The 25,542-nt window shown below is 69.1% G+C and carries 23 protein-coding genes; 12 read left to right on the top strand and 11 right to left on the bottom strand.

From position 1 onward, the window contains the following. The 4 genes from PKF00_RS00115 to PKF00_RS00100 form a co-directional block, all read left to right on the top strand. The coding region (locus PKF00_RS00115) for an RDD family protein (RefSeq protein WP_271215227.1) at positions 1–719 on the top strand (719 nt) is incomplete at its 5' end. A gap of 1,383 nt (positions 720–2,102) precedes the next feature. Beyond that, positions 2,103–2,435 carry a histone-like nucleoid-structuring protein Lsr2 gene (locus PKF00_RS00110; RefSeq protein WP_271215226.1) on the top strand — a complete coding sequence of 111 codons (333 nt, stop codon included), beginning with the start codon at positions 2,103–2,105 and terminating at the stop codon, positions 2,433–2,435. Positions 2,436–2,700: 265 nt separating this feature from the next. Further along, positions 2,701–5,208: an ATP-dependent Clp protease ATP-binding subunit gene (locus tag PKF00_RS00105; protein WP_271215225.1), complete on the top strand. Its 2,508-nt coding sequence runs from the start codon at positions 2,701–2,703 to the stop codon at positions 5,206–5,208. A 379-nt stretch (positions 5,209–5,587) separates the two neighbouring features. Continuing rightward, positions 5,588–6,538 carry a sugar phosphate isomerase/epimerase family protein gene (locus PKF00_RS00100; RefSeq protein WP_271215224.1) on the top strand — a complete coding sequence of 317 codons (951 nt, stop codon included), beginning with the start codon at positions 5,588–5,590 and terminating at the stop codon, positions 6,536–6,538. A 106-nt stretch (positions 6,539–6,644) separates the two neighbouring features. Here the strand turns inward: PKF00_RS00100 and PKF00_RS00095 are convergent, their stop codons facing one another. Continuing rightward, positions 6,645–7,520, bottom strand: coding sequence for an iron-sulfur binding domain-containing protein (locus tag PKF00_RS00095; protein ID WP_271215223.1), 876 nt, complete (start codon positions 7,518–7,520; stop codon positions 6,645–6,647). A 157-nt stretch (positions 7,521–7,677) separates the two neighbouring features. On the opposite strand from PKF00_RS00095, the gene PKF00_RS00090 reads away from it, so the two are divergent. Next, a complete protein-coding gene (locus PKF00_RS00090; protein WP_271215222.1) occupies positions 7,678–8,334 on the top strand; it encodes a hypothetical protein in 657 nt (218 codons plus the stop codon). A gap of 273 nt (positions 8,335–8,607) precedes the next feature. On the opposite strand, the gene disA is transcribed toward PKF00_RS00090, so the two are convergent. The 5 genes from disA to PKF00_RS00065 all read right to left on the bottom strand — a co-directional run bounded on the left by disA (position 8,608) and on the right by PKF00_RS00065 (position 12,965). After that, the gene (gene disA / locus PKF00_RS00085) at positions 8,608–9,708 is read right to left on the bottom strand and encodes a DNA integrity scanning diadenylate cyclase DisA (protein WP_271215221.1); all 1,101 of its coding nucleotides are present in this window, start codon (positions 9,706–9,708) and stop codon (positions 8,608–8,610) included. Positions 9,709–9,786: 78 nt separating this feature from the next. After that, positions 9,787–11,187 carry a DNA repair protein RadA gene (gene radA, locus PKF00_RS00080; protein WP_271215220.1) on the bottom strand — a complete coding sequence of 467 codons (1,401 nt, stop codon included), beginning with the start codon at positions 11,185–11,187 and terminating at the stop codon, positions 9,787–9,789. Positions 11,188–11,318: 131 nt separating this feature from the next. Next, positions 11,319–11,633, bottom strand: a complete 315-nt coding sequence (trxA, locus tag PKF00_RS00075; RefSeq protein WP_271215219.1) for a thioredoxin — start codon at positions 11,631–11,633, stop codon at positions 11,319–11,321. Further along, positions 11,630–12,010, bottom strand: coding sequence for a MerR family transcriptional regulator (locus tag PKF00_RS00070; protein WP_271215218.1), 381 nt, complete (start codon positions 12,008–12,010; stop codon positions 11,630–11,632). The genes trxA and PKF00_RS00070 overlap by 4 nt, the downstream gene beginning before the upstream one ends. A 256-nt stretch (positions 12,011–12,266) precedes the next feature. After that, positions 12,267–12,965: a class I SAM-dependent methyltransferase gene (locus tag PKF00_RS00065; RefSeq protein ID WP_271215217.1), complete on the bottom strand. Its 699-nt coding sequence runs from the start codon at positions 12,963–12,965 to the stop codon at positions 12,267–12,269. 161 nt (positions 12,966–13,126) lie between these two features. Between PKF00_RS00065 and PKF00_RS00060 the strand changes: the two genes are divergently transcribed. The 6 genes from PKF00_RS00060 (at position 13,127) to PKF00_RS00035 (ending at position 19,396) form a co-directional block, all read left to right on the top strand. Next, the gene (locus PKF00_RS00060) at positions 13,127–13,981 is read left to right on the top strand and encodes a sugar phosphate isomerase/epimerase family protein (protein WP_271215216.1); all 855 of its coding nucleotides are present in this window, start codon (positions 13,127–13,129) and stop codon (positions 13,979–13,981) included. Continuing rightward, positions 13,978–14,700 carry a TetR/AcrR family transcriptional regulator gene (locus PKF00_RS00055; protein WP_271215215.1) on the top strand — a complete coding sequence of 241 codons (723 nt, stop codon included), beginning with the start codon at positions 13,978–13,980 and terminating at the stop codon, positions 14,698–14,700. The genes PKF00_RS00060 and PKF00_RS00055 overlap by 4 nt, the downstream gene beginning before the upstream one ends. Before the next feature lie 198 nt (positions 14,701–14,898). Then, positions 14,899–17,061, top strand: a complete 2,163-nt coding sequence (locus PKF00_RS00050; RefSeq protein ID WP_271215214.1) for a (Fe-S)-binding protein — start codon at positions 14,899–14,901, stop codon at positions 17,059–17,061. A 167-nt stretch (positions 17,062–17,228) separates the two neighbouring features. Continuing rightward, on the top strand, positions 17,229–18,023 hold the full coding sequence (locus tag PKF00_RS00045; protein ID WP_271215213.1) for a hypothetical protein: 795 nt from the start codon (positions 17,229–17,231) through the stop codon (positions 18,021–18,023). After that, on the top strand, positions 18,020–19,090 hold the full coding sequence (locus tag PKF00_RS00040) for a glycosyltransferase (protein ID WP_271215212.1): 1,071 nt from the start codon (positions 18,020–18,022) through the stop codon (positions 19,088–19,090). Before PKF00_RS00045 ends, PKF00_RS00040 begins: the two co-directional genes overlap by 4 nt. Before the next feature lie 24 nt (positions 19,091–19,114). Beyond that, positions 19,115–19,396 carry a metal-sensitive transcriptional regulator gene (locus PKF00_RS00035; RefSeq protein WP_271215211.1) on the top strand — a complete coding sequence of 94 codons (282 nt, stop codon included), beginning with the start codon at positions 19,115–19,117 and terminating at the stop codon, positions 19,394–19,396. 494 nt (positions 19,397–19,890) lie between these two features. Here PKF00_RS00035 and PKF00_RS00030 read toward each other — a convergent pair whose 3' ends face one another. Together PKF00_RS00030 and PKF00_RS00025 are read right to left on the bottom strand one after the other, a co-directional pair. After that, on the bottom strand, positions 19,891–21,243 hold the full coding sequence (locus tag PKF00_RS00030; protein WP_271215210.1) for a hypothetical protein: 1,353 nt from the start codon (positions 21,241–21,243) through the stop codon (positions 19,891–19,893). A gap of 101 nt (positions 21,244–21,344) precedes the next feature. After that, complete coding sequence (locus PKF00_RS00025) at positions 21,345–21,887, bottom strand: gamma carbonic anhydrase family protein (RefSeq protein ID WP_271215209.1); 543 nt, start codon at positions 21,885–21,887, stop codon at positions 21,345–21,347. Positions 21,888–22,027: 140 nt separating this feature from the next. On the opposite strand from PKF00_RS00025, the gene PKF00_RS00020 reads away from it, so the two are divergent. Then, on the top strand, positions 22,028–23,209 hold the full coding sequence (locus PKF00_RS00020; protein WP_271215208.1) for a hypothetical protein: 1,182 nt from the start codon (positions 22,028–22,030) through the stop codon (positions 23,207–23,209). 171 nt (positions 23,210–23,380) lie between these two features. Here PKF00_RS00020 and PKF00_RS00015 read toward each other — a convergent pair whose 3' ends face one another. From PKF00_RS00015 to PKF00_RS00005, 3 genes are all read right to left on the bottom strand, one after another. Then, a complete protein-coding gene (locus tag PKF00_RS00015; RefSeq protein WP_271215207.1) occupies positions 23,381–23,617 on the bottom strand; it encodes a hypothetical protein in 237 nt (78 codons plus the stop codon). A gap of 123 nt (positions 23,618–23,740) precedes the next feature. After that, a complete protein-coding gene (locus PKF00_RS00010) occupies positions 23,741–24,493 on the bottom strand; it encodes a GntR family transcriptional regulator (RefSeq protein ID WP_271215206.1) in 753 nt (250 codons plus the stop codon). Between the two features lie 150 nt (positions 24,494–24,643). Continuing rightward, complete coding sequence (locus PKF00_RS00005; protein WP_271215205.1) at positions 24,644–25,186, bottom strand: VanZ family protein; 543 nt, start codon at positions 25,184–25,186, stop codon at positions 24,644–24,646. Between the last annotated feature and the right edge of the window lie 356 nt (positions 25,187–25,542).

Genomic DNA, 25,542 nt, shown 5'->3' with positions numbered 1-25,542 from the left:
CCGCCCAGTCTGACTACGGTCAGCAGCAGGGTTACGGCCAGCAGCCCGCCTACGGTCAGCAGGCCGACTACGGTCAGCAGACGGCCCAGTCCGCCTACGGTCAGCAGCCCGGCTACGGTCAGCAGCAGGGTTACGGCCAGCAGCCCGCCTACGGCCAGCAGTCTCCCGCCTACGGCCAGGGCTACGGTCCCCAGGGCGTGACGCCTCCCGGCGCGCCAGCGCCGCTCGCCGAGTGGTGGCAGCGTCTGGTCGCCCGTCTGATCGACGGAATCATCCTGTCGATCCCGACGGTGATCATCACGATCGTGCTGGGAGCGATCCTGATCACGCAGTCGAGCTACGACCTCACCAGCGGGGCGGGCAGCGCGGGGGGCGGCGCCTTCCTCGCGGCGCTGCTCGTCGGGATCGTCGCGGGCCTGATCTACATCGCCTACGAGTTCCTGATGCTGAAGCAGAACGGCCAGACCGTCGGAAAGATGGTCATGGGCATCAAGGTCGTCACGGTCGGGGGCACGCTGCAGGGCGGTCTCTCCTCCGACGTCGCCCTCAAGCGGGCCGGAGTGCTCTGGGGTCCGCTCGTGCTGCGCGGAATTCCCGTCCTCGGGTGGATCGCCAACATCTTCTCCCTGGTGAACTCCCTCTGGCTGCTGTGGGACAAGCCGTTGCAGCAGTGCCTGCACGACAAGGTCGCCACGACGGTGGTCGTCAAGACCAAGTAGTCGAACGAAAAGGGGGTCGGCGGTTCATCCCGCCGGCCCCCTTTTCGTGCGCCGGTGCGGAAACGTGTGCGGTAACGACGCCCCGCCGGGACGCGATGGAAGCGCAAACCCATTCGTGAGGGTGTGAGGAGCGTTATGGCCGTCCATCAGCCTCCGGCGGCGACAATCGCCGTGGATCGCGGTCGCCGTCGCGGGGCCGTCCCCGCGGGGCGACGGTCGTCCCACCCCGTGAAACCGGCCGTCCCGCCCTATGAACTCCGCCGCCGGGGCTTTGGGGACCCGCGGGCCCGGCGTTATGGGCCCTCGCCCGTCGGGCCTTATGGGACCCCATTGGGAGAACGCCCGTCTGGGCCAGTTCGGGCGCGCCGCGCCGAATGGGCGACCGTACGGGGACACCTGCGTCCGGGACGGTGTCATCTTCGTGTCCTCCAAGGGATTGTCCCGGCGGACTTCCTCTTCACCTTCCCGTCGGCGTGTGAAGACCTTCTTGTCGATGCCGCCTCCGCCCCCGCGGTGTTGCCGTGGTTGTTGGAGAGTCCGATCCACTTTGGTGGTTATACGGTCTACGACTATGTCCTAGATGCCAGACAAGGACGTACTCTTGGTAAGAAAACAAGGAAGATCCGTCTTCTTCTGTCCGGTGGAGTCGTACCACGGCCTCCCGCCGGTTGAAGCGGGCGGCTCTCTATCCGGGTGTTCTTCACGCTGAGGGCATTCCGGCGGTGAACCCGCCGGTTGCGATCTTCAGGTTCATGGCAGGTGCGTCCGTTCTACCCCTTCAGACCCCTCACCAGGGACTTCGCGGCAGGAGGCCGGGCGGCTCCGTGGTCGTCGGGCCGGGACCACTTTGGTTTTCCGGCGAAGTGATCACCCCATGATCGCCCTGCCGGTTTTTTCCTCCGGTCTTTACGGAGTGCAACCGGTAAGACGACTGGAGAGAAGCATTAAGGTAGTGAGCGGCCTACCTGGCCGCCCCAGTGACACCCCCTGCTCGCAGGTGACGCTAAGGTCATCTGTGGACGGATCCGGACCGATCGAGCGTGCCCCCCAGCATGGCCCGGGATGTCGCCGGCAAAATTTCCATGGTCCCCGAAAGTTACCCACGGTGCGGAGCGAGGACGAATGAACGACGTATTGTCCGCGTTGATACCCCCGGTGGTCGTCGGCGGGGCCTTCATCTACGGAGTTGTCAAGCTTCTTCGGAGTGAAGCCGCCGGCCGCCGCCCGGCAAAACGGCGGGATCAGGCTGAGTCGCAGAACAGCTGATCCACTCCCCCTCCGGGACCCGGCAAGAATCGCCGGGCTCCTGGAATTGCCGCTCTCCGATTGCGGGTATATGTTTAGCTAGCGAATGAAACAATACTCCGCGAAAGGATTGCGTAGATGGCCAAGCAGATCCAGGAGATTCTCATCGACGACCTCGATGGGGGCGAGGCCAATGAGACTGTCGCCTTCGCGCTTGACGGCACCAGCTATGAGATTGACCTCAGTGACGTAAACGCGAAGAAGCTCCGCGACTCCCTGTCGGCTTTCGTGCAGAGCGCCCGCCGTTCCGGCGCGCTCGCACCCCGTCGCCGCCGTGCAGGCGGCGCCAGGGCGCTCACGAGAGAGAAGAGCGCCGACATCCGGGCGTGGGCCAAGTCCCACGGCCTTAATGTCAGCGAGCGCGGTCGAATCGCCTCCAAGATCGTCGAGCAGTACGAAGCGGCTCACTAGATCGTTGAATCATGCGGTTATGGCGGCCACGGTGGGGTCCGGTGGCGGCCATGACCGCATGACGCGTTTGAGCGGCCGATAAACGTCGTTCGCTTGCGGCGTATCGGGAACATCGCACCCCCCGTAGGTAGTTGGATGGAGGGTGAACGCCCTGCTCTCGGGGAACGTCTTCTGCGTAGAGCGGTCGCCGGGTCGGGGCTACCATGCGGGATGACAGGGCCCGGATATCCCGGACCTGCCTGACCGCTCTGTGAGGAGCGACGAGATGTTCGAGAGGTTCACCGACCGCGCACGGCGGGTTGTCGTCCTGGCCCAAGAAGAGGCCCGGATGCTCAACCACAACTACATCGGTACGGAGCACATTCTTCTTGGCTTGATCCATGAAGGTGAAGGCGTTGCCGCCAAGGCTCTGGAGAGCCTCGGCATCAGTCTTGAAGGTGTGCGTCAGCAGGTCGAGGAGATCATCGGCCAAGGACAGTCTGCGCCGTCGGGGCACATTCCCTTCACCCCGCGCGCCAAGAAGGTCCTTGAGCTGTCGCTCCGTGAGGCCTTGCAGTTGGGGCACAACTACATCGGCACCGAGCACATCCTGCTCGGCCTCATCCGTGAGGGCGAGGGCGTCGCCGCCCAGGTGCTGGTGAAGCTGGGCGCGGATCTCAACCGCGTCAGGCAACAGGTCATCCAGTTGCTCCACGGCTACCAAGGCAAGGAGCCGGCCGCCTCGGGCGGCCCGCAGGAGGCCGCGCCGTCGACCTCCCTCGTCCTGGACCAGTTCGGCCGAAACCTGACCCAGGCCGCCCGAGAGGGCAAGCTCGACCCGGTCATCGGCCGGGAGAAGGAGATCGAGCGGGTCATGCAGGTCCTCTCCAGGAGGACCAAGAACAACCCCGTCCTGGTGGGCGAGCCCGGCGTCGGCAAGACCGCCGTCGTCGAGGGCCTGTCCCAGAAGATCGTCAAGGGCGAGGTCCCCGAGACGCTCAAGGACAAGCAGCTCTACACCCTGGACCTGGGCGCGCTGGTCGCGGGCTCGCGTTACCGCGGTGACTTCGAGGAGCGCCTGAAGAAGGTCCTCAAGGAGATCCGCACCCGGGGCGACATCATCCTGTTCATCGACGAGCTGCACACGCTCGTCGGCGCGGGCGCCGCGGAGGGCGCGATCGACGCCGCCAGCATCCTCAAGCCGATGCTGGCCCGCGGTGAGCTGCAGACCATCGGAGCCACCACGCTCGACGAGTACCGCAAGCACCTGGAGAAGGACGCCGCGCTCGAGCGCCGCTTCCAGCCGATCCAGGTGGCCGAGCCCAGCCTCAGCCACACGATCGAGATCCTCAAGGGCCTGCGTGACCGCTACGAGGCGCACCACAGGGTCTCCATCACCGACGGAGCCCTCGTGGCCGCCGCGCAGCTCGCCGACCGCTACATCAGCGACCGGTTCTTGCCGGACAAGGCGATCGACCTCATCGACGAGGCCGGCTCGCGCATGCGCATCCGCCGCATGACCGCGCCGCCGGACCTGCGCGAGTACGACGAGAAGATCGCCAACGTGCGGCGCGACAAGGAGTCCGCGATCGACGCGCAGGACTTCGAGAAGGCCGCCGCGCTGCGCGACCAGGAGAAGCAGCTCCAGCTCAAGCGGGAACGCCGCGAGAAGGAGTGGAAGGCCGGCGACATGGACGTCGTGGCCGAGGTCACCGAGGAGCTCATCGCAGAGGTCCTGGCGACGGCCACCGGCATCCCGGTCTTCAAGCTCACCGAGGAGGAGTCCCAGCGGCTGCTCCGCATGGAGGACGAGCTGCACAAGCGGATCATCGGTCAGGACGACGCCATCAAGGGTCTGTCCCGCTCGATCCGCCGCACCCGCGCCGGTCTGAAGGACCCGCGCCGTCCGGGTGGCTCGTTCATCTTCGCCGGCCCGTCCGGCGTCGGTAAGACCGAGCTGTCCAAGGCGCTCGCCGAGTTCCTGTTCGGGGACGAGGACGCGCTGATCATGCTGGACATGTCCGAGTTCATGGAGAAGCACACCGTCTCCAGGCTGTTCGGCTCGCCTCCCGGCTACGTCGGTTACGAGGAGGGCGGTCAGCTCACCGAGAAGGTGCGGCGCAAGCCGTTCTCCGTGGTCCTCTTCGACGAGATCGAGAAGGCCCACCCGGACATCTTCAACTCGCTGCTGCAGATCCTGGAGGACGGTCGCCTGACCGACGCCCAGGGACGGGTGGTCGACTTCAAGAACACCGTCATCATCATGACGACCAACCTCGGCACCCGCGACATCTCCAAGGGCATCGGGGTGGGCTTCGCGAAGTCCAACGACACCGAGTCGAACTACGACCGGATGAAGGCCAAGGTCCAGGAGGAGCTCAAGCAGCACTTCCGGCCCGAGTTCCTCAACCGTGTCGACGACATCGTGGTCTTCCACCAGCTCACGCCGAAGGAGATCATCCAGATCGTCGATCTGATGCTCGCCCAGGTGTCGCTGCGTCTGAAGGACCGCGACATGGGGATGGAGCTCACGCAGGAGGCCAAGCAGCTGCTGGCCGACCGTGGCTACGACCCCGTGATGGGCGCCCGTCCGCTCCGTCGCACGATCCAGCGCGAGCTGGAGGACACGCTGTCGGAGAAGATCCTGTACGGCGAGCTCCGGCCCGGCCAGATCGTCAAGGTCGGCATCGAGGGCGAGGGCGACAACGCGAAGTTCACCTTCGTCGGTGAGAACGCGCCCACCGACCGCGTCCCGGACTCGGCCGCCGCCATCGCGGAGCCGATCCAGAACTAGGCGGAACGGGCCGCACGCCAGCGGCAGAGGAAGCAGACCCCGTCGTGATCTCACGGCGGGGTCTGCTCATTTGTTATGCAAGGAGGTATCTCACCACCGCAGGTAGTACTACACTCTGTAGAGTGAGCCTGGCCAGGGCCCACCAAGTGATCCACATGTTGTGCCGACCGTGCGAAGACCGGTTCCGAGGTCAGCCGGGCGGCGTGCCGAGGAGTCGACTCCGGGAACGACGCGGAGGTCGGTGCCCGCACGGAACGCTCGGCGAACCAGGCCGGGTTCCCGGCAGGGAACGACCCGCCGATCCACGGCGCCGCCACCGTCGGCGCGGGGCAATCAGGGTCGCTCACACGACAAGCACCACACGCCTTGGAGGCATCGGATGCGTTTGCGACACGAGGACGGGACTCTCGTTCACCTGTCCTACAACGCGGGCGTCCATCCCGCTGAGGACCTCGAGAACCTGATCGCGCACCTGACCCGGTACGCGGTCCCGGTCCGCAAGCGGCTCGGCGTGGACCGGATGGGCGTCGGCCTCTGGCTCTCCCCGAGCGTCGCCGACCACCTCGTCGCGGACCGGATCGAGCTGGTCCGCCTCCGGCGCTCCCTCGAGGAGCGCGGCCTCGAGGTCGTCAGCCTCAACGGCACGGGCGGACGCAACCAGGAGAGCCCCGGACCCGACTGGGCCAAGCCCGAGCGTTACCGCTACACGATGTCCCTGGCCAAGATCCTGGCCTTCCTGCTGCCGGAGGACGTCCGCTTCGGCAGCATCTCGACCATCCCCATCGGCTGGCGCCGTGACTGGCCCGCCGACCTGCACGCCATCGCCGCCCGTCGCCTCGAGCGTCTCTCCCGCGAGCTGCGCGGCCTCTACAGCGTCACCGGCAAGACGATCAGGGTCGGCTTCGAGCCCTGGCCCGGCTGCGTGCTCGAGACCACCAAGCAGGCGCTCGAGCGGGTCTGCGACATCGACTCCGAGCACCTCGGGGTCTGCCTGGACGCCTGCCACCTCGCGGGCGGCGCGGAGGAGCCGGGAGCGGCCCTGCGCGGCCTCGCCGCGGCCGGCGCCCCGGTCGTCAAGCTCGGTCACGTGCACAACCACTTCGGCGACGCCTGCCAGGAGCTTCCGAGCACCCGTCCCGTCCTCGAGGACACCCTCACCGCCATGCTCTCCGGCGCGGTGAACGGCACCGCCCACATCGAGGTCGAGACCCACGACCTGGCCGTGCCGCTGCGGGCGAAGGGCCCCGGCGCGCTGGTCAGCATGCTCGCCGAGGAACTCGACTGGGCCCGCACCAACCTCACCGCCCTCGGCCTCCGCCTGGCCGCCTGAGCGCCTCTCCCGACCACCCTCGGCCCGCCTGAGCTGAGCTTCTCTCGCGACCGCCTTCCGCCTGACCGCCTGAGCTCCTCTCCCGAAAGCCCGCCGAAGGCGCCGGTCAGGCGGGCAGCCGGTAGGTTCCGTCGTCGAGCACCTCGGCCAGGCCGTCGGAGACCAGGCCGTCGAGGGCGCGCTCACGCTGCGGAGCGTCGTCCCAGACCACGTCGAGGGCCTCCTTGGGAACGGCGCCGTGCGCCTGGCGCAGGACGGCCAGCAGGCGACCCCGGCACTGGCGGTCGGTGCCCGCGTAGGTCTGCCCCCTGCGGGCGGGGCCCTCATAGGGGGGCTTGCCCGCCAGACGCCAGGAGCACAGGTCGCTGACCGGACAGTCGGCGCAGCGCGGGGTGCGAGCCGTGCAGACCAGCGCGCCCAGTTCCATGACGGCGACCGCCCAGACCGGTGCCTCCTCGACGTCGGGCAGCAGTGCGGCGGCGAGCCTGCGCTCGGCGGGCGTGGTCGCCTTCGGGGGATACTCCTCGCCTCCGACGGCCCGCGCGAGCACCCGCCGGACATTGGTGTCCAGGACGGCGTGCCGCCCCTTGAAGGCGAAGCTGGCCACCGCGGCCGCGGTGTACTCGCCGACGCCGGGCAGCGTCAGCAGGGTGGCGTGGTCCGAGGGGACCTCCCCGCCGTGCTCGTCGGTGATGGCCCTGGCGCAGGCGTGCAGGTTCAGGGCGCGCCGGGGATAGCCCAGACGGCCCCAGTGGCGTACGGCCTCGCCGGGAGGCTCCTTGGCGAGAGCGGCGGGCGTCGGCCAGCGTTCCATCCACTCGGTCCAGACGGGCAGCACCCGTATCACCGGGGTCTGCTGCAGCATGATCTCGCTGACCAGGATCGACCAGGGAGAGGCGTCGGGTGTGCGCCACGGGAGATCGCGGGCATTGTCCGCGTACCACTTGAGAACGGGGTCCAGCAGGCGGTTCGACTCGGGCACCCTCCGACGATAGTGCCGTCCGAGATGTGGTTCACCGCATTCGTCCGGTCCCGTGCGCCGAAACGGAACGTCGACAGCGGCGGGTCGCCCTTCACGCTCCATAGAGAATCCTCATACTGTGCGTATGGATCCGGACACTTTCCGTAGCGATATAGGGGTGGACGTCTATTGGCGGCGCCGGATGGCCGCGCTCGTCGGTGTGCTCGTGGTGGTCGCCGTCGTGGCGTGGGCCTGCTCGGCGAGCGGGCCGGACGGCGAGTCGGGGACGGACGCCTCGGCGGGGAGGTCGCCGACGCCGGATCCGATACTGGCGCTTCTGCCCGCGGTCACGATCACCCCCTCGCCGACGCCGTCGGCCCCGACCGCGTCGCCCGCTCCCACAGCCTCCGCCAAGCCCAAGACCCTTGCCAGGGCGAAGCGTCCCGGCGACGCCTGTGACCCGTCGGACCTCGTGCTGGACATGCAGGGGCAGGGCGAGGTCTACGCCGGCGACAGCCGCCCCCGGTTCATCCTCACCCTGGTCAACACGGGCAAGGTGATGTGCACCGCCGACGTCGGATCACGGGCGCTCGAGGTCCGCATCACCTCGGGCACGGACCGCGTCTGGTCGTCCGCCGACTGCGTCAGCGGCGAGACGGAGGACATCCGCAAACTCGACCGGGGCATCCCGTACGTCCGCCAGTTCGAATGGGACCGCCGCCGCTCCGGCAGCGACTGCGCCTCAGACCGCGCCACCGCCGGAGACGGAACCTACGTGGCCGTGGTCCACGCCTCCAGCCTCAGAAGCCACAAGACCGTTTTCCACCTTCGCTAAGGGATCAGCTTCGAGGCCGGGTCGTGCTGCGGGTTGAAACGAACCAAAAGAACCCAGAGAGCCCAGAGGACCCGGCGAACCAACCCGCAGCAAGGCCCGGTCCCGAAGTCGACCCAGGAAACACGTCTTGGTCGTACCGTCCAGCCCGGCTGGCGGGTGGTCGGTCTCCTGGTGCGGTGGCCGCATGGCTTCAGCGGGTTCGTGGTCTTTGTGAGCGCCGGTACGGGCATGCCCGGCGCCCTCGAACGGTGTGTGCCCCGGTGAACGGCCCGGTCAAACGTAGCGTTCCAGGATGGAGGACTCGGCGAGGCGGGACAGGCCCTCTCGGATGTGGCGGGCTCTGGCCTCGCCGACCCCGCCGACCTCCTGAAGGTCGCCGATGCTGGCGGCCAGGAGCTTCTGCAGGCTGCCGAACTGGTCGACCAGGCGGTCGACGACCGTGCCCGGCAGGCGGGGGACCTTGGCCAGCAGGCGGTAGCCCCGGGGGCTGACCGGGCTCTCCAGGGCGTCGCTGCCCGACTGGCCCAGGACCTGGGCGACGGCGGTCAGGTCGAGCAGTCCGTCGGAGGAGAGCTGGTGGAGGTCGTGCAGGGCCTCGGCGAACTTGCGCGGGCGGCGGCCCGTTGTGGGGAGGTAGTCGCGCACGATCAGCTCGCGGTCGCTCTCGGTGCCCGCCACCAGCTCGTTGAGCTGCAGGGACAGCAGTCGCCCGTCGGTACCGAGCTCGACCACGTAACCGGCGATCTCATCGGAGATGCGCCGGACCATCTCAAGGCGCTGGGCGACGACCGCGACGTCGCGGACGGTCACCAGGTCCTCGATCTCCAGCGCCGACAGCGTGCCGGACACCTCGTCCAGGCGGAGTTTGTAACGCTCGAGGGTGGCCAGGGCCTGGTTGGCCTTGGACAGGATCGCCGCCGACTCCTCCAGCACGTAACGGATGCCGTCGAGATAGAGGGCGATGATCCGCATGGACTTGCTGAGGGAGATGACGGGGAAGGCCGTCTGCACGGCCACCCGCTGGGCGGTGCGGTGCCGGGTGCCGGACTCGTCGGTGGGGATGGACGGGTCGGGCATCAGGTGCACGGCCGCCCGCACGATCTTGTGGTCGCCGGAGTTCAGCACGATGGCGCCGTCCATCTTGGCCAGCTCGCGCAGTCGCGTCGCGGAGAACTCGACGTCCAGCTCGAACCCGCCGCTGCAGATCTCCTCGACCGTGCCGTTGTAGCCCAGCACGATCAGACCGCCCGTGTGTCCGCGAAGGATGCGCTCCAGGCCGTCACGTAGCGCGGTGCCTGGTGCGACTGCGGCCAGGACGCCTCTGCGGCGTTCGTCGAGCCCTTGTTCGTCGAGCCCTTTGTAGGATGCTGCCACATGACCCCCGTGGTCTGCGTATAACGCCCAGCTTACCGGCGAAGGTCCGCGGAGTCCGGAACCGCCGGATGGCCAGACCTAGGTGACGTGAGTGAGCGCGTCCCAAACATTCTCCGCTTCGACCACGTCGAAACCCGGCATGAAGCTCGATCCTCGGCCGCCGACCGGAACCAGGGAACGGTCGCCGTCGCGTTTCTTGCCCGCGTCGAGGGAGCCTGAGGGCACCAGGGCGCGGGTGAAGCCCAGCCTGGCGGCCTCGGAGAGCCTGCGCCGCACGTCGCGCACCGGGCGCAGCTCTCCGGCCAGGCCGACCTCGCCCAGCACCACCAGGCCTTTGGGAAGCGGCTTGTCCCCGGCCGCGCTGGCGACCGCGAGCATCACCGACAGGTCGACCGCGGGGTCGCTCAGCTTGATGCCGCCGACGGTCGCGGTGAACACGTCACAGCCGCCGAGCTTGGCGTTGAGCCGCCGCTCCAGCACGGCCAGGACCATCGTCACCCGGTAGGTGTCGAGCCCGGAGGAGGAGCGGCGCGGCTGCTGGGCCTCGGTCCGCGCCACCAGCGCCTGGACCTCGGCGGGCAGGGGTCTGGTCCCCTCCAGGGTGACGGTCACGCACGTGCCCGGCACCGGGTCGTTGCGGTGGGAGACGAACAGGCCGCTGGCGTCGGCGATGCCCTCGATGCCGTTCTCGTGCAGGTCGAAGCAGCCGACCTCGTCGACGGGGCCGTACCGGTTCTTGATCGCTCGAACCATGCGGAGCCGGGAGTGCCGGTCGCCCTCGAAGTGGAGCACGACGTCGACCAGGTGCTCGAGCGTCCGGGGGCCGGCGATCGAGCCCTCCTTGGTGACGTGGCCGACCAGCACGGTGGACATGCCGCGCTCCTTGGCCAGCCGGATCACGTTTCCCGCGACCTCCCTGACCTGGGTGACGCCGCCGGGCACCCCGGTGGCGAGGGCCGAGCCGATCGTCTGCACCGAGTCAACGATGAGCAGGTCGGGCTGGACCTTCTCCACGTGGGCGACCAGCGCGCTCAGGTCGGTCTCCGCCGCAAGGTAGAGGCGGTCCTGGATCGCGCCGATCCGGTCGGCCCTGACCCGCACCTGGGAGGCCGACTCCTCGCCGGTGATGTAGAGGACGGTCTGCTGGCGGGCGATCTTGGCCGCGGCCTCCAGCAGGAGCGTGGACTTGCCGATCCCCGGCTCTCCGGCCAGCAGCACGACGGCGCCGGGCACCAGGCCGCCGCCGAGCACGCGGTCGAGCTCGCTCACCCCGGTGCTGCGGGCATGCGCGGTCTCAGCCTTGACCTGGCCGATCGGGACCGCGGGGGCCGAGACCGCCCCCGCGGAGGCCACGTTGACGCCGCCGCGCGCGGCCTCCTCCTCGACCGTGCCCCAGGCCTGGCACTCGCCGCAGCGACCCACCCATTTGGCGGTCTGCCAACCGCACTCACCACAGCGATAGCCGACCTTCTTAGCCATGGCCGCACGTTACCCGTCCTCACCGACAACTTTCATCCGGTAAGGCCTCGCCGTTCCGGGGAAAAGCGGCGTCGGGGGCGCTCGCCCTCAAGGGGCGGGGCGCTCGCCCTCAGGGCGAGTGGGCCCCGGGCTCAGATGTGGCCTTCGATGTCGGCGAGGAGGAGACGCTTGGGCTTGGCGCCCTTGATCTGCTGGACCACCTCGCCGTTCTTGTAGAGGTTGAGCGTCGGCAGGCCGAGGACGCCGTACCTGGCGGAGATCTCCGGGTAGTCGTCGGCGTTGAGCTTGGCGATCGTGACGCGGTCGCCGTACTCGGCCTCGATCTCCGCCAGGACCGGCGCGATCATCCGGCACGGCCCGCACCACTCGGCCCAGAAGTCGACCAGGACGGGCTTGTCGCTGTTCAGCACCTGCTCGGTGAAGTTGTCGGCGGTCAAAGTGATCATGAAACTTCCTGCTTCCTCAGTACGCATCCCGGGCAGGCGGCGGTCAGTTGCCCCGCGACCTCGGCTCTGCGGACCAGCAACGCGCGGATCTCGTCGTCGATCTCGGCCAGCTTGCGCCGGTAGACCGCGACCGACTCGGGGCAGGACGCGCCCGACTCGTGCCCCGCCTGCAGGCAGGCCACGAACGGCTTGGCGTCCTCCAGGGTGAAGCCGACGGTGAGCAGCGACCTGATCTCGGTGACGAGCCTGAGATCCGCCTCGCTGTACTCCCGATAGCCGTTGGCCGACCTCCGGGCCACGATCAGCCCCTGCTGCTCGTAGTAGCGCAGCGCCCTGGTGCTGACTCCCGCCCGTCTCGCGAGCTCCCCGATCCGCATCCGGTCCTCCTTACGGGCCTCACGGTAAACGTTGACGTCAACGTCATGGTCAAGCCCTGAACGCCGCCCGTTCCATTCCCGGGCCGGGCGTCGGATGAGCGGGGACGCCGCCCGGCGCGGGTTCGGGCACGCCGGAGGCCTCGCCGTCACGGCCTGCCGCAGGGGGTGTGATGTTCGTCACCTTATGTGTCGTTCGGCCGGATCGTCTCTCACGCGTCCGGACGGACGTCCCCGGGGCCGTGCCCCAGGGGCCGGGTCAGAAGTGCCTCCAGCGCAGGACGTTGGGGTAGGCGAGCTCCAGCCCCCGGGTCTCCGCGATGGCCTCCTCGGCCACGGCGGGGGTGAACTCGATGCGGAGCACCGCCTCGAGGTCGGCGCGGCGTTCGAAGGCCATGCGCAGGTCGAGGGGCTGGGTGTGCCAGCCGTGGCGGGTCCAGAAGCTCTCGACGGACCTGGCCGAATACGACGGGACCGAGCGGCTGAACCAGCGGCCGAACGCGCCGCGCGTGGAGTCCAGGTCGACCACGAAGGCCGTGCCGCCCCGCCGCACCACCCGGGAGAGCTCGGCCAGGCCGGGCTCGCATCCCGGGCCGAAGAAGTAGGCCCAGCGGGCGACGGCCACGTCGACCGACGCGTCGGGGAGCGGGAGGTCCTGGGCGGTGGCCCGGTGGACCTCCACGTTGGGCAGGGCGCGGCAGCGGCGCCTGGCCAGCGTGACGAGGTCGTCGTGCGGCTCGACGCCGATCACGCGGGCGGCGGTCGCCGACAGCGACGGCAGGTGGTACCCCGTGCCGCAGCCGACGTCGAGGACGGTCGCGCCGGTCAACGGCCTGACGGCGGCCATCGCCGCCTCGACCAGGCCCTCGGGGTCGACCGCGCGGTTCTCCAGCTCGTAGACCTGGGGCGTGTTCCAGATGTTCGGGCTGGGGATGGCGCCCTTCATGAACCGCGACATGCTCCAACCGTAGCCGTGTCGCCCGGGTGGTTCCCGTCCCGTCAGCGAGGTCGTACGCCATCGCTCCCCGGGCGCGCTTAGGCTGGCAACGTGAGCGAGCGAGCCGATGGCGGCCGGGGGACCCGCTCGCGCGAACTCCGGCCCGGAGACGAGGAAGTCGTATGAGCGTTACCCGAGTGCCCAGCGTGAAGATCGCGCTCTCCACCGCGTCTGTGTACCCGGAGCGCACCCCGGACGCCTTCGAGCTGGCCTCCAGACTGGGGTACGACGGTGTCGAGATCATGGTGGGCGCCGATCCGGTGAGCCAGGACATCGACGTGCTGGAGCGGCTGTCGGACCACTACGGGTTACCCATCCTGGCGATCCACGCGCCCTGCCTGCTGGTGACCCAGCGGGTGTGGGGCAAGGACCCGTGGGCCAAGCTCCAGCGGGCGCAGCGGGCGGCCGAGCGGGTCGGCGCGAAGACGGTGGTCGTGCATCCGCCGTTCCGCTGGCAGCGCGACTACGCCCGCGAGTTCGAGACCGGCCTGGCCAGGATGCGCGAGGAGACCGACATCGTCTTCGCGGTCGAGAACATGTTCCCGCTGAAGGCCAGGGGCAACGAGGTCGTTCCCTACTCTCCCGACTGGAACCCGGTCGACTACGAGTTCCCCCAGGTCACCCTGGACCTGTCGCACACCGCCGTGTCCGGCTCCGACGCGATGGAGATGTTCACCAAGCTCGGCGACAGGCTCGCCCACCTGCACCTGGCCGACGGCGTCGGGATAGCCAACAAGGACGAGCACCTGGTTCCCGGACGGGGCAACCAGCCGTGCGCGCCGATCCTGGAGCGGATGGCGGGCAACGGCTACGACGGCCTGGTCGTGCTGGAGATCAACACGCGTAAGGCCGGAGGCCGTACCGAGCGGATGGAGGACCTCGCGGAGGCGCTGGCCTTCGCGCGCCTGCACCTGGCGGCGCCCTCGAAGGCCGGGGTGCGGAGCTCGACGGCGGGAACGGCGGGCTCGGACGGGTGACCGGGCAGTCGCTGGGCGAGCAGCCCCTGGCCGACTCCCAGGCCGGGCGGCCCCTGGCCGAGTCCCAGGCCGGGCAGTCCCCGGGGAAACGCTCTCCGGGCGGGGGCGAGCGGTCCGTGGGCGAGGGGGGCGCTGAGGGAAGACGTCGTCCCGGGCGCAGGCCGGGGTCGGCGGACACGCGCGGGGAGATCCTCTCGGCGGCGCGCGAGACCTTCGCGGAGAAGGGGTTCGACAAGGCGACGGTGCGTGGCATCGCCAGGCGGGCGGGAGTCGACCCCGCGCTGGTCCACCACTACTTCGCGAGCAAGGAGGGCATGTTCGTCGCGGCCATGGAGCTGCCGATCAACCCCGAGAACGTCATCCCGACGCTGCTGGCCGGGCCGCGTGAGGAGGTCGGCGAGCGCCTCACCCGGTTCGTCCTGACGATGACCTCGGAGGCGTCGGCCCGCCAGCCCGTGCTGGCGCTGGTGCGCACCGCGATGACCAACGAGCGGATGGTCGTCACGATCCGTGAGTTCATGACGCACGCCCTGCTCGACCGGGTCGCGGGGGCGCTCGGGATCCCCACGATCAGGATGGAGCTGGCCTTCGCGCAGCTGTTCGGCACGGTCCTGGTCCGCTACGTGCTCCAGCTCGAACCGCTCGCCTCGGTCGGCATCGAGGAGCTCGTCGAGCTGCTCGCGCCCGTGATCCAGCGCCACATCGACGGGCCGTCGTGACATCGCCGGGGGCGTTTCGGTGCCGCTGAGTGGGCAGATTATTGTTCTGCGTGACGTGTTGACCGTATGGTGGCCAGGGTCGTCACGCGCTGCCACTCGAAAGAATGTTACTTACGGGTAGGATTCGGGGCGACCCGTCGTCACCGTGGATGGGCCGCGGTCGTACGCTGACAGCCAACGCCGTCTGTGGGAGGACCCGTGCTCTGGGTAGCGATCATCGGGCTGATCATGACAGTCGCCGCGCTCGGGCTCGCCGCGCGCCGCGTGCTCTTCCTCTACAAGCTCGCCACCGTCGGGCCGCCCGCGCCCGAGCGGATCGAATACGCGAGAAACAACGTGGGCGCCGAGGTCAAGGCGCAGCTGGTCGAGGTCTTCGGGCAGAAGAAACTGCTGAAGTGGACCCCCTCCGGCACCGCTCACTTCTTCGTCATGTGGGCCTTCTTCATCCTGGCGACCGTCTATCTGGAGGCGTACGGCGCGCTGATCCAGGGGGCGGTCACCGGGACGCCCGACTTCCACATCCCGCTCATCGGGACCTGGGCCGTGCTGGGCTTCCTGCAGGACTTCATCGCGGTCGCCGCCCTGCTCGGCCTGGTCGCCTTCGCGGTCATCAGGATCAAGAACTCGCCGAAGAAGCTGGGCCGCAAGTCCCGCTTCTCCGGATCCCACCTCGGTGGAGCCTGGCTCGTCCTCTTCATGATCTTCAACGTGATCTGGACGATGTTCCTCTTCAGGGGCGCGGCCTACAACACCGGCAACCTCCCGTACGCCTCGGGGGCCTTCGCCTCCGAGGCCGCCGCGGCCGCGCTGCGTCCGCTCGGCGAGTCGGCCAACGAGGTCCTCGAGCACGTCGGGCTGCTGCTGCACATCGGCGTCATGCTGGTGTTCCTCGTGATCGTGGTGAACTCCAAGCACCTGCACATCTTCACCGCGCCGCTGAACGTGATGTTCTCCCGCCGCCCCGACGGCAACGGCCCCGCCCAGCCGATGCGGATCGACGGCAAGGTCGTCGACTTCGAGGACGAGGACCTCGACGGCGACAGGCTGGGCCGAGGCAAGATCGAGGACACCACGTGGAAGGGCTTCCTCGACTTCTACACCTGCACCGAGTGCGGTCGCTGCCAGTCGCAGTGCCCCGCCTGGAACACCGACAAGCCGCTGTCGCCGAAGATGCTGATCCTCGACCAGCGCGACCACGCCTTCAAGATCGCCCCCTACCTCGCCGCGACCGAGGAGCAGCGCGCCGACCTGCACGAGGACGTGCTGTCCCTGCTGAGCAAGCCGCTGGTCGGCGAGGACGGCGTCATCCACCCCGACGTGCTCTGGTCCTGCACCAACTGCGGCGCCTGCGTCGAGCAGTGCCCGGTCGACATCGAGCACATCGACCACATCCTGGACATGCGCCGCTACCAGGTGATGGTGGAGTCGAACTTCCCGTCAGAGGCCGGCGTCATGGTCAAGAACCTCGAGAACAAGGGCAACCCGTGGGGCATGTCCGAGATGAAGCGGGCCGACTGGATCGAGGAGCTCGCGAGCCGCGAGGACGACCCCATCGAGATCCAGCTCGTCGACGAGAAGATGCCGGAGGACACCGAGTACCTCTTCTGGGTCGGCTGCGCCGGAGCCCTGGAGGACCGGGCGAAGAAGACCACGAAGGCGGTCGCCGAGCTGCTGCACATCGCGGGCGTGAAGTTCGCGGTGCTCGGCCCGATGGAGGCCTGCACCGGTGACCCGGCCCGCCGCCTGGGCATGGAGTTCCTGTTCGACATGCTGGCCAAGCAGAACATCGAGACGCTCAACGAGGCCGGGGTCAAGAAGATCGTCGCGACCTGCCCGCACTGTTTCAACACCCTCGCCAACGAGTATCCCCAGCTCGGCGGCACCTTCGAGGTCGTGCACCACACCCAGCTGCTGGCCAAGCTGGTCGACGAGGGCAAGCTGATCCCGGTCACGCCGATCGAGGAGAAGATCACCTACCACGACCCGTGCTTCCTCGGACGCCACAACAAGGTGTACTCCCAGCCGCGCGACATCATGGCGAAGGTCCCCGGCGTGAAGACCCAGGAGATGCACCGCCACAAGGAGCGCGGCTTCTGCTGCGGCGCCGGCGGAGCGCGGATGTGGATGGAGGAGCGGCTCGGCAAGCGCATCAACACCGAGCGCGTGGACGAGGCGCTGACCACCGACCCGGACACCATCTCGACCGCCTGCCCGTTCTGCCTGGTCATGCTGGGTGACTCGATCAACGAGAAGAAGAACGCGGGCGAGGCCAAGGAGACGCTGGAGGTCGTGGACGTCTCCCAGCTGCTGATCAAGTCCATCAAGGGCCAGCCCGTCGAGCCCTCGGGTTCCCCCGTCTGATCCCGGATTCGGGTGTCAGGCGCGGCCTGCCTGTCGGAGGCCGCGTCTGACACCCGGTCAAGATTTCGCGAAAAGGACAGAAGGTCCGAAACTCTTCCTGTCGATTACGGAAAAATCACGGTAACCTCAACGTCGCGGTAACGGTTTGACGGGGAGGGGGCCCAGCGGTGCGAGTCGTCGTAACCGACGCCGAGGTCACCTTGGCCGATGTCCTGTCCCTCCGTCTCTCCATCGACGAGCCGCTCACCGCCGGCAGTGAGCTGGTCCTGCGCCAGCGGGGCACGGCCGTCGAGCACAGGATGCCGTTGGGCGCCACGGGGGCCCAGGCTCGCGACGCGACGCTCGCGCTCTCGCTCGCCCCGCTGCCGCTCAGCCCTGGCCGCTGGGACACCTATCTCACGCAGGACGGGGCGCGCACCAGGCTGCACAGCGTCGACCCCGGTTTCTCCCTCGACCATCTCGACGCCTACGCGCTGAGCAGGCGCACACTGGCCTACCGGGCCTACCGCACGCGCAACGGCTTCCTCGCGCTGAAGGTCGACGAGGCCGAGCCCGTCGCCGAGGTTCGCGCGGTCTGGTTCCGCGAGGGCAGGTTCGAGGTCACCGGGCTGCTGGCCTTCACCGGACTCGACGACGACGAGTCCCGGCACGAGGCGCGCCTGTCGTTGCGCCGCAGCGGTTCCGACGCCGAGCTGACCTCGGCGGCGACCGTCCAGGGGGTGCGCTTCCACGCCGCGCTCTCCCTGTGCGACGTGCTCGCCGCGGCTCCCGAGCAGCCGGGGAGCTGGTCGCCGTCCCTGGAGGTCGACGGCCTTCCGGAGCCGCTGCGCCTCGGCTCCCGGCTCGACGACGTCAACGGCAAGCGCCGCCGCCTGCAGTACCCGGCGACGCGGATCGACGGGGTGCCGATCCGTCCGAGCTACACCGCGGACGACGAGCTCAGGATCGAGGTCGGAGGATGAGGATCTGCCTGCTCGTCCCCTCGGTCTGCGGAATGCGCGGTGACGTCAGGTCCGTGATCAACCTGGCGGGAGAGCTCGCCGAGCGTCACGACGTGGAGATCCTCAGCGTCCGCCGCCACCGTGAGAAGCCGTTCTTCCCCGTCTCGCCGAAGGTGGCGCTGTCGTGGGTGGTCGACGACCAGCCCGGCGTGCGGCACCTGCTGCCGCGGGGCCAGATGCGCACCGAGGTCGCCCTGTGGCGACGGCTGCGCGGATTGCGGGCCGACGCGGTCATCAGCACCAGGCCGGGCCTGAGCGTCCAGACGGCCAGGCACGCCCCGCGCGAGATCGTGCGCATCGCCCGGGAGTGGGGCCGTCCGCCGGTGCCGGGGCCGATCGCGAAGTTCTACCCCCGTCTCGACGCGGTCGTCACCGCGACCGAGAGGGGCAGGCAGGACTGGGACCGTCTCCTGCACGGCGGCGCGGACGTCAGGCTGATCCCGGACGCCCTGCCCGCGGGCCCGTGGCCGCGTTCCCGCATGGACAACCGCATCGTGGCCGCCGGCGGGCGCTGGGTGCCGGTCAAGGCCTACGACAGGCTTGTCCGCGCCTTCGCCGTCGTCGCGGACAAGCGCCCCGACTGGCGTCTTCGCCTGTACGGCGGAGGCCCCGAGGAGAGGCGTCTGCGCGCCCTGGTCCAGGAGCTGAACCTCCACAACCACGTCTACTTCATGGGCACGACCTCCGACCTGAGCGGAGAGTTCGCCAAGGCGTCGATCGTGGCGGTGACCTCGAAGGCCGACAGGCCCGGCATGACGGTGATCGAGGCGATGGCCAGCGGCGTGCCGGTGGTCGGGTTCGACAGCCCGAGCGGGCCGGGAGAGTTCGTGGTCGACGGCCGCAGCGGGGTCCTGGTCGCCGAGGGGGAGGGCGAGATCGAGGCGTACGCCTCCGCGTTGCTCGCGCTCATCGACGACGAGCGGCGGCGCATGGAGCTCGCGGCGGGCGCGCTGGGGGCGGCGGCGGTCCACACGGCGCCCGCGGTGGCCGGGCAGTGGGAGAAACTGATCGCGGCCACTTCCCGTTGAGCCTGACACGGGTACCGTTGGGACATGCATGGCTACAGCGGAGACAAGCAGGCCTATCTGACCAGGTTGCGGCGGGTCGAAGGACAGATCAGGGGTCTGCAGCGGATGGTCGATGAGGATGCCTACTGCATCGACGTGCTGACCCAGGTGTCGGCCGCCACACGGGCACTCCAGGCGGTGGCTCTCGGCCTTCTCGAGGATCACATCGGGCACTGCGTCGCCGACGCGGTCAACTCCGGCGGACCTGAGGCGGAGGAGAAGATCAAGGAGGCCTCCGCGGCGATCGCCCGCCTCGTCCGTTCGTGACTAGTCACCGGACCATCTTCACGAACCACGTCCCGGACCCCGTTGAGGAGTCCGGGACTAGGTCGTGACTAGGTCGTTCAGATGGTTCTCCCATTGGCTTCAGCAGATCGCCGAAGCACTCAATCCGAGCGCGTTGTCGAGCTCCTCCAAGGTGAGTGGCCGTTCGCTGATGGCGACGGCGGTCAGCACCTCGGCATAGAGCGCGATCTCGTCCAACGCGACACGGTCGTGGACCCTAGAGTCCAGGTCGTCGTGCCCCACCGCGTCGTCCTTCCTTCCGCAGCCCACACCCACTTCGAGGTTACGGTGGGAGGTCTTGTGTGCCCATGGCCCATCGGGACCATTCCTCACAGCGTCACCACGACCTCACGGAGATCGTTTTCTGATGCCGGGATCACGGTTCAGTAAATTGCAAGACGCATAATGCGCCGGAGATATAAGAGAGTTACTGAAGTGAAATAACTTAATTATTGGGTTAATTGTTGCCGAAAGTGTCAGAAGTGGCGGGGGAAGGTTCCCGAGACGCCGGGGACCGGGTCGTCCCGCTCGTGCGTCAGGCGGTGCACGACCGCCGAGGCCGTGGCGAACCCCCGTTCGGGCACCTCCGTGCCCGTGAGGCGGCACCACGCGAGCCCCAAGGCGTAGGCGGCGCCCAGCAGCGCCGCGGCCCCCGCCCGGTCCGGCGGGTTGAGAGCGGAGGGCAGCACGCCGGAGCGCGGCCAGCAGCCCCGCAGCGGGTGCGTCGGGTCGGAGAGCACCACATGGAGGATGTGGCGCAGTTCGGGGTCCAGCCACGGGTAGAGCGCGTCCGCCGTCCTGGGACCGAACACCGCGAGGTCGGCGGCCAGCAGCGAGGCCGCGACCGCCCTGGGCTCCGCGCCCTTGGGGACGAGGAAGCCCAGCGTCTCGACCAGGTCGTAGACCGCGTGCTGGAAGTGCTCACCCGGTGAGGAGTCGGGCAGCGTCACGTGGGGCGGGCAGCGGGACAGCCACGCCTGCCGTACGGCGTCGTCGCCGAGGTGCGCGACGGAGTGGTCAGGCCCGATGCGGCGCAGCACCGGCTCCACCATGGTCAGCAGGACGTCTGCGCGGGGCCGGAAACGGGGGTCGCTCCTGACGGTCGCCGCGGTGTCGGCCATCAGCGCGACCAGCCTGAGGCCCGCCTCGGGGTGCCCGGCCCTGACACGCTCGCCGTACAGGGCGGCCAGGTCGTGCAGCGACACGGGAGGCAGCCAGCGGACCCACTCGTCACCGGGGAGCGGACGGGCCAGGAACTCGCCGAACATCGACAGCAGGGCCTCGTTGCCGTCGAAGGCCGGGGCGTACGCGCACCACATGAGCGTGCCCCAGATCGCGGCGACGGGGCTGGCCACGTCGCCGGCGAACAACTCGGTGAAGGGTCCGGTGAGCGGGAAGTCCTCCCTGCGCCTGCCGCGCTGGGAGACGACCAGCTCGCGGACCCGCTCGGTGATCTCGGGGGGCACGTCGGGTCCGACGAACCCCTGGACCGAGCCGCGGTCCGCGCCGAAGTCGTGAACGCCGGGGACCAGGTGCGGCATGATCATCGAGGTGGCCTGGACGACGTGTGCCGCCGCACGCAGGCCGGGGTCCGCGGGGGGAGCCGTCAGATGCCAGCGGCCGTCGGCCGGGTCCTGGCGGTACCACCGGGCGTGCGCGCCGAACAGCCAGCGGCCGCCGTCCGGGGTGGCCAGCGTGCGCAGCGCGACGGCCTGGGCCCGCCCGCGCGGCGGGAGCGTGGCCCACCGAGGGTCGGCGACGATGGCGCGCACGTCCCTCTCGATGGCGTCGAAGCCGTCCCACTGCCGCACGGCGGTCATGTTACCCATGGCTCCCGCGTCCGTCAGCGTCCCCGTGATCGCCGCAGGCAGAGGCACTCAGGCGGAGGCGCTCAGGGGGAGGCGCTCAGACGGAGGCGCTCAGGGGGCGCTCAGGCGGGCGGGACGACGGTCGCGGCCCTGTGCCGCTCCGCCTTGGCCATGTAGTTGTCCGGGGTGTGGGCGAAGGAGGCGCGGTCGTCGTCGGTGAGCTCGCGGACGACCCGTCCGGGGACGCCCGCGACGAGCACTCCGGCCGGAATGCGCTTGCCCGGCCCGACCAGGGCTCCCGCCGCGATCAGCGAGCCCGCGCCGATCCTGGCCCCGCCGAGCACGATCGCGCCGATGCCGACGAGCGCCCCCGTCTCCACGTGGGCGCCGTGCACCATGGCCTTGTGCCCGAGGCTGACCCGGTCCTCGAGCACGGCGGGTTCGCGCGGGTCCGCGTGCAGGCAGCACAGGTCCTGGATGTTGCACTCCTCGCCGACCTCGATGAGCTCGTCGTCGCCCCTGAGGACCGAGCCGTACCAGACGTTCGAGGCGCGGCCGAGCCGCACCCTGCCGACGACCACGGCTCCTGGAGCGACGTAGGCGTCGGGGTGGATGAGGGGGGTCGCGTCACCGTCGAGGGAGGCGATGTACGGAATGGCGTTCATGGAATCGATGTTACGGGGAGTGAGCTTGCCCGATATTTCCGCAAGCCGGTGGCGTGTTCCGGTTGCGGTCTTGGGCAGTAAGCAGGAAAGTCGTCTCCTGACGTCTCCTATACCGCCACACAACCTCCACGGGCAGCGCGATGACAAACCAGCACGAGAGCTTTCCCGATCTGATGCATGAAGACTCGTTCGAGGTCGTCATGCGCGGCTACAGTCGCCGCCAGGTCCACGACTACATGAGCCGTACCCGCAACCAGATCCGCGATCTGGAGGAACGGCTCGCGCAGTCGATCGGCCAGATCGAGCAGAGCCACAGGGAGTTGGCGGATGCTCGTCGGCGGCTCTCCGACGCCCCGCAGGACTACGACGAGCTCGGCCAGCGGCTCAGTCAGATCCTGAAGCTGGGCGAGGAGGAGGCCGCCGCGAAGCGGCAGGTCGCCGACGCCGAGGCCAACAAGCTCCGTGACGACGCCGCCGCGGAGGCGGAGCGGCTGCTCACCTCGGCGCAGGAGCGCTCGGAGGGCATCCTGAACGCCGCGCAGCAGGAGGCGGAGCGCCGGGTCGCCGAGGCCACGAACGCCGCCGAGCAGCTGCTCTCCCAGGCAGGGGGAGACGCTGAGGAGACCCTCAACGCCGCCCGCGCGGAGTCCGACGAGACCCTGCGCGCGGCTCGCGCCGAGGCGGACCGGATGGTCACCTCCGCCCGCGCCGAGGCGGAGCGGACGATCGAGAGCGCCAGGGCCGAGGCGGAGTCCACCCTGGGCAGCGCCCGCGCCGAGGCCGAGTCGACCGTGTCCTCCGCCAACGCGGAGGCCCACGCCACGGTGTCGTCGGCCCAGCAGCGCGCCGCGATCCTGGACGAGACGACGGGACGCAGGGTCTCCTACCTCACCGACACCCACCACGAGGTCATGCGCCGCCTCAACGAGATGGGCGCGGTCCTCGGCGACCTGCTCCACAGGGAGGGCTCGGCGGGGCCGCTGGTCGACGAGGCCTCCGTGCTTCCCCCTGCCCCGGCCCAGCCCGCCCTGCCCGCCTCCGAGACCGCCCCTGAGCCCGGCGCGGACTTCGCCTCCGAGGCCGACTACGCCTCGGAGGACACCGTCTACGTGGGCGAGAACCTCTTCGCCCCCCGGACGGACCTCGCGGCCGACGGCCGGGCCGAGGCGCTGCCCGACGTCGAGGCGGTGCGCGTGATCGTGGAGGAGGACGAGAACGACGCCTTCGCCGCAGGACACGGCCCTCAGGGCTTCGACGACGCCGACGCGAAGACGGGGCAGCCGGGCAAGGGGAACAACGACGAGTACGCCTCCCGCAAGTGACCGGGCGTCGTGCCGGTCGCGCCCGAATCACATGCCACGCTCAGACGGCCCCTGAGATCAAGCCTTGAGCCCAAGCGGAAGCCCCCGCCCCCGATAGGGTCGGGGGCCTCCGCGATTGGGGGCCCAGTGCCGGGGCCGCGTGATCCGCTGAACCTGGCACCGGGCGGCCTGTCAGGAGTCCTCCCCGTCAGATCCGTCGGATCCGTCGGAGAGGTCCTGTTGGTCGCGTAACTGTTCTCGTAGCTTCTCCGGGTCGTCCGCGTCGATGGTCATCGCGCAGCCGAGGTCACGCTGGGCAGAGGTCAGCGGGTGGTGGCGGGTTGCCCACCACCTGCCCGCGTCGCTCCGCCAGATCGTCCACTCGGGAAACTCCCGGGCGATTTCCGCCAGATGCCGGTCGAATGACATCCCTGCACCTTCCCCGCGCCCAGGCCCTCGCGACGTCCCACCCTTCGAAGGTGATGCACTTCTCTAGAGAAATCAATGATCGCGAAGGACAGGTCAACCTATCGCTTGACGATCGGGCTTGATCTATGAGTCGAAGTCGTACTGAAGTACATAGGAGGCGGCGTCGAGGATCATCTCGTTGACCTCGACGGCGACCCCCGCCGCCGTGTAGGCGACACGGCCGATCGCGATGACCGGTGTGCCCGCGGGCAGGTCGAGCTGGACGGTCTCGTGCGGGTGGGGCATGCGAGCACGCACCTCCTCGGTGAAGTGCGCCGGTGCGTGGCCCAGGTCGCCCAGGCGGGCGTAGACCCCTCCCGGCCCCGTGTCCTCCCGCGTGATCGCGGTGCCCTCGACCAGGGCCGCGGGAAAGTGGGAGACGGACAGTTGGACGGGCCTGCCGTCCACCGAGTAGCGCCTGCGCCGCACCCACACCTCGGCGCTGTCCAGGATCCGCGCGACGGCTTCCTCCGCGACCTCCCTGTCGATGTTCACGTCGTCGACGGTGTACGGGCGGCCTTCGGTGTCCGAGTCCCAGATCGCCTGCCCCCGTTCCCACTGCCGTCGGGAGAGCCGTCGGGAGCCGTGCCGCCTTATCGGCCGGAACAGCCTGACGTAGACTCCCGAGCCGCGCTTGGGCACGGCGAGTCCTTCGTTGATGAGGACGGACAGGGCCTGTCTGGCCGTCGCACGGGCTATGCCGTACTCGGCCATGAGGGCGTTCTCGCCCGGAAGCCGGTCCCCGTCTCTGAGGTCACCGGACAGGATCGCTTCGCGAAGCCTGTCGGCGATGCGCCGGTAGATCGGGGGATCGGGAGGAACCGGGGATTGCTGCACGTTTTATCACCCTCTGTCACCAACCGGGTTTGGCGTCTCCAGAGAACTTGCCCCGTCTTGTCCACGATCGCACAGATGCAGAGGATGGTCCCGTGCTTCTTTTGAGAGGATCGTGCCTGTGTGACGATCGACGGGGGTTTTCCCAGTCCGTTACCGTGGAACGATCCCGGCCGCTATTGGTCGGGCCCACCACCTCCGGGTGACGGCCGCGGCCAGTACGGCTCCCGCCGCGTTCACCATCACGTCGTCCACGGAGCTGACCCTGCCGAGGTGCAGGCCGTACTGCAGGAGCTCGACGACGCACGAGGCCCCGGCGGCGACCCCCGCGACCGCGGTGAGCGAGGCGAGGCGCGCGGAGCGGACGGGGAGCAGGGCGCCGAGCGCGGCGAAGACCAGGAGATTGCCTCCGACCTGCACGAACACCGTGACGGCCGGTCCCTGGAACAGGATGATGAGATCCCTGAACGGGACAAGGCTGATGGTGCTCCCGGCTGTCGTCGGGGTGAGGATCATCCAGATCCAGGGGGCGGTCCCGACCGCCATCGCGACGTCGGCGGCGGCCGTGCGGGCGGGGAAGGGGTGGCCGTCGCGGGCACGGCGACGCGCGAGAAGGCGGGCGGCGAGAACGGCGAGCGGGACCGCCAGAACACTGGCGACGATGACATTTCCCCATAAGCGCCACACCTGTTGCATGGGGCAATGATGCCGGGGACGAGGCTGGGGAAGAGGCCTTCGGGGGTACAAAAAGGTGACCTTCAAGCAAGGTCCGTCTGTGTCCCGAACGGTCCCGATAGACGCACCGCGAACGCCCCGGACGTGCTTGCCGCGGCCCCTGTGACGTGTTTCCCGGATCGGGGGCGGTTGCCGTTGGGCGGGTGCGGGGTGGGTTTTGTCCGCTTTGTTTGCCGGGTTCGTTTGGTTTTCTGGGTTCGCTTGGTTCTTTGGGCTTGTTTGGTTTTCTGGGCTGGGCTTGGTTCGCGTGGAGGGGGGCGGGTGGTCCGGCCGGCCGTCTCAGCTGAGCTCTGGCGGATTCAGGCCTCCGGCCTGGC

Origin of the sequence: Streptosporangium carneum, assembly GCF_027922005.1 — a bacterium.
GTDB lineage: Bacteria > Actinomycetota > Actinomycetes > Streptosporangiales > Streptosporangiaceae > Streptosporangium > Streptosporangium carneum.
Note: the sequence above shows the minus strand (reverse complement) of the source record. Positions and strands in the feature narration are given on the sequence as shown.